The organism is Aeromonas sp. QDB31 (assembly GCF_027707605.1).
In the GTDB taxonomy this organism is placed as follows: domain Bacteria; phylum Pseudomonadota; class Gammaproteobacteria; order Enterobacterales; family Aeromonadaceae; genus Aeromonas; species Aeromonas media.
Map to the genome: position 1 here is coordinate 1 of NZ_JAPCIX010000047.1, position 3,448 is coordinate 3,448.

The 3,448-nt window shown below is 38.2% G+C and carries 2 protein-coding genes and 1 pseudogene; 1 reads left to right on the forward strand and 2 read right to left on the reverse strand.

Features of this window, described 5'->3' with window-relative positions; translation table 11 throughout:
- Positions 1–79: 79 nt before the first annotated feature.
- Positions 80–361 (forward strand): annotated as a pseudogene (locus PG898_RS21025) (ISAs1 family transposase); the annotation flags it as partial.
- 235 nt (positions 362–596) lie between these two features.
- On the opposite strand, the gene PG898_RS21030 reads toward PG898_RS21025, so the two are convergent.
- Both PG898_RS21030 and msr(E) read right to left on the reverse strand, forming a co-directional pair.
- Entirely contained in the window at positions 597–1,481 is an 885-nt protein-coding gene (locus PG898_RS21030; RefSeq protein ID WP_000155092.1) for an Mph(E) family macrolide 2'-phosphotransferase, read from the reverse strand.
- A gap of 55 nt (positions 1,482–1,536) precedes the next feature.
- Positions 1,537–3,012, reverse strand: a complete 1,476-nt coding sequence (gene msr(E), locus PG898_RS21035) for an ABC-F type ribosomal protection protein Msr(E) (RefSeq protein WP_000052512.1) — start codon at positions 3,010–3,012, stop codon at positions 1,537–1,539.
- Positions 3,013–3,448: the final 436 nt, after the last annotated feature.

Here is a 3,448-nt window from a genome sequence, read left to right on the forward strand (position 1 = left end):
GGTAAGCAGAGTTTTTGAAATGTAAGGCCTTTGAATAAGACAAAAGGCTGCCTCATCGCTAACTTTGCAACAGTGCCCCTCTTACTATGTCAGCTCGTTATCCCCCAAGCACCAGCTGCTAGGGCACTATATACGGCAGCACTGGCGGATAGAGAACAGCCAGCATTACATTCTTGATGTGGTGTTCAACGAGGATGCTTCCAGGATAGCGATGGAGGATGCAGTCGAGAATATGGCGCTATTCCGGCGGTTCGTATTGAATATCGTAAAACAGAGCAATTGTGGTGCTCGAAGTCAGAGAAACAAGCTAAAAAGAGCCGGCTGGAATGACGATTATCGGGCTCAGTTATTCTTTGGTTAAAAGATCAACAAAGTGTGCTCCCGCCCTGCGTTCTGGTGCCCTATACTCCAGAACGGCTTACGTTAATATAATGATATTTAAAGAGAAATATCAAGCATTTCGTATAAGAAATTTTATGTTAAATGATTGTTAGAAATGCCCCTTGATCGAGGCATTTTCTATAAAGAATACTAAAAACTAATTAAAGCCAACCAAGTTTCAAAACAAGGCAGTTCTCAGCAATCATATTTTTAAATTATATAACTCCCAACTGAGCTTTTGCTCCAACGATAAGGCTTTCATTTTGAGTTTCTAAGGCAAATAAACCATACATCAAAGGAGAGGCCGCTGCTCTTTCTAAAGTCTGTTCATATAGTTTATTCCAAACTTTACCCCCTAGTTTTTCATACTCGATGATTAGAGTTTTGAGGCTTTCTTCTCCAAACAAAGTTACATGCCCAGCAAAATCAATCGCTGGGTCATCTATATGGGCTGTTGACCAATCAATAACGCCTGAAACAGCTCCATCCTTTGAAGCTAGTACATGCCCAGCATATAAATCGCCATGTATAAATTGGGTGAAATCTGCCCATAGAACATCATTATCCAACCATTTTCTGTAGCGGGTTTCCAATTGCTCACTTATACCAATTTCAGATTTTACTAACTGCAAATTGTTTGCTATTTCAGGTCTTAAATCTGAAGGTTTCATAATTTTCAAATCATTTTCCCGAACTTCTTTTTCAGGAATACTATGGATTTCAAATAAGGTTTTTGCCAAAGATGTTATGTATTTCGGGCTATCTTTGTCCATATTCCAAATTATTTCATAGGTTTCAGCATCCAAATTTAAAACAGGATTATCTTTAAGTATGGGATAAGCCACTAATTCTGTAGATGAAATTCTCCAATCAGGAACCTCTACAGAAAGATGTTTTTTTACCAATTCTAAAATGCGTTTTTCTTTCTTGATTTGTTCCCTCATGCCATCACGACGAGGAATACGCAGCAACCATTGTTGCCCCTTTGTATCAAGAGCAAAAACGACCTTAAAATCAATGCCCATTTCATTGAAATTCATTTTGTCCGTAAGCAACAAGCCGTGTGCTTCAGCAAGTGATTGAATATCTTGAATTGTCATTTTTAATTTCCTTTAAAGAGTTCAATAATTAATGTTCGGATTAGATTGGCTATCATTAACAATCTCTCTCAAAAGTCTTGATGATTTTGTGGTCTTTGATCTCGTAGATAATGTCAGCAATATTATCGACCAATTGCTTGTCATGAGATACGAAGATAATAGTTCCTGCATAGGACTTCATCATTGTTTCTAATGCGGCAATACTTTTTAGGTCAAGATAGTTTCCTGGTTCATCCATAAGCAAAATATTATATTTTCCTAAAAGCATTTTGGATAAAAGCAGTTTGATGATTTCACCTCCCGATAAGTCGGATAAGTTTTTTTGAATATCATTCGCTCCGATCCCCATTGAAGCCAATACTGCACGAATTTCCGCAACTGTGTACTCGCACTCTTCCTGCATAAAGGAGAGCACAGATTTATGCGTGTTAAATTTATATCCTGTTTGTGTAAAGTAGCCAATTTCAGCTTTTGGAGATATGGTTAATCCATCAGCACGTTCTGATATCATTTTTAACAAGGACGTTTTCCCTGTTCCATTCGATCCAGTTATAGCGACTTTAGCGCCAAGCGGTATTATAAAGTTAGCGTCATCAAAGATAGTACGGCTACCAAATTTTAAGCTCAGACCATCTGCCGTAATCGGGAACTTATTGTGCAGTTCTAGGGCTGAACTTTGACGAAAACGAATAGAACGCAAATGCTCTGGTGCTTGAATATCTTCTAATGCAGCCAAACGCTTTTCCATACTCTTAGCTGCCTGATACAGTTTTCTTTGCTTGGTGCCAGTCATTTTTGCATGCCCAAGTCGTCCAGCACTTTCGGTAGAGTTTTTGGATTTTTCTCCTTTTTTCTTATTGTCTAATCGATTAGCTTGCTGGCGTTTTTCTTGCACAGCAGATTCTAATCGCTCCCGTTCCTTCATCATCAGCTCATATTCTACGGCTTGGTGTTGTCGCTCTTCTTCTTTTTGACGCAAGTAATCCGAGTAACCACCCCAATATTCCGTAATTTTACCGTCTTTTAACTCCCATATCTTGTCTACAACCATATCAAGAAAATATCGGTCATGACTGATAACAAGTAATGCTCCATCAAATGCTTTAAGTTGACCAATAAGTAGATCTATTCCATTGAGATCAAGGTGGCTGGTTGGTTCATCCGCTAGAATGCCATGTACTTGTTGGGAAAATGCGGCAGCAATTTTTGCACGAGTTTCCTCTCCGCCACTCATTGTGTCGTTTTGTACATTGGAAACACCAAGGCGAGATAACATTGCCCGGTCTTCGACCGTTTCTATTTCGATTCCGCCCAGTTGGCTGATATGTGCAAAATCACCAAAACGCTGTAATGTCGCTTCGGCTAAAACAATTTCGCCATTAAGTACTTTGAGTAAACTACTCTTTCCTGCTCCGTTATCACCCACAAGACCAATACGGTCATAAGAGTGAATTTCCAATTCATCAATATCCAAAACATCACGCCCAGCATAATCCAAGCGTATGTTTCTCGCTTTAATAATTAAACTCATTTTTATTTACTCCTGTTTAGCTCTTGAAATTTTTTATGCAGCAAACAGGATTTAGGTGAAAACAAAAGCTAGCATCACAGTGTCCTCCCAAAAAAAAGCTATTCATCCACAGGGTGGACAAATAGCTAGTCAATTAAGTTATAACTGGAAACTATGCACTAAAAGCATACTTATAAATTAAGCATACTTTTACTTTATATATCCGCATATATTCTTAAAGACACAACAAAAGCCCACCATTATAAAATAGTGTCACTATGCAAATAGTTGTGTCTTAACGAATGCGGATAGAATGCATAAACTTACCTAAAAAATAAAATTCAGTTTTATGATAACTTTACTGTTAAAAGAAGTCTAGACGGCACTGTTGCAAAGTTAGCGATGAGGCAGCCTTTTGTCTTATTCAAAGGCCTTACATTTCAAAAACTCTGCTTAC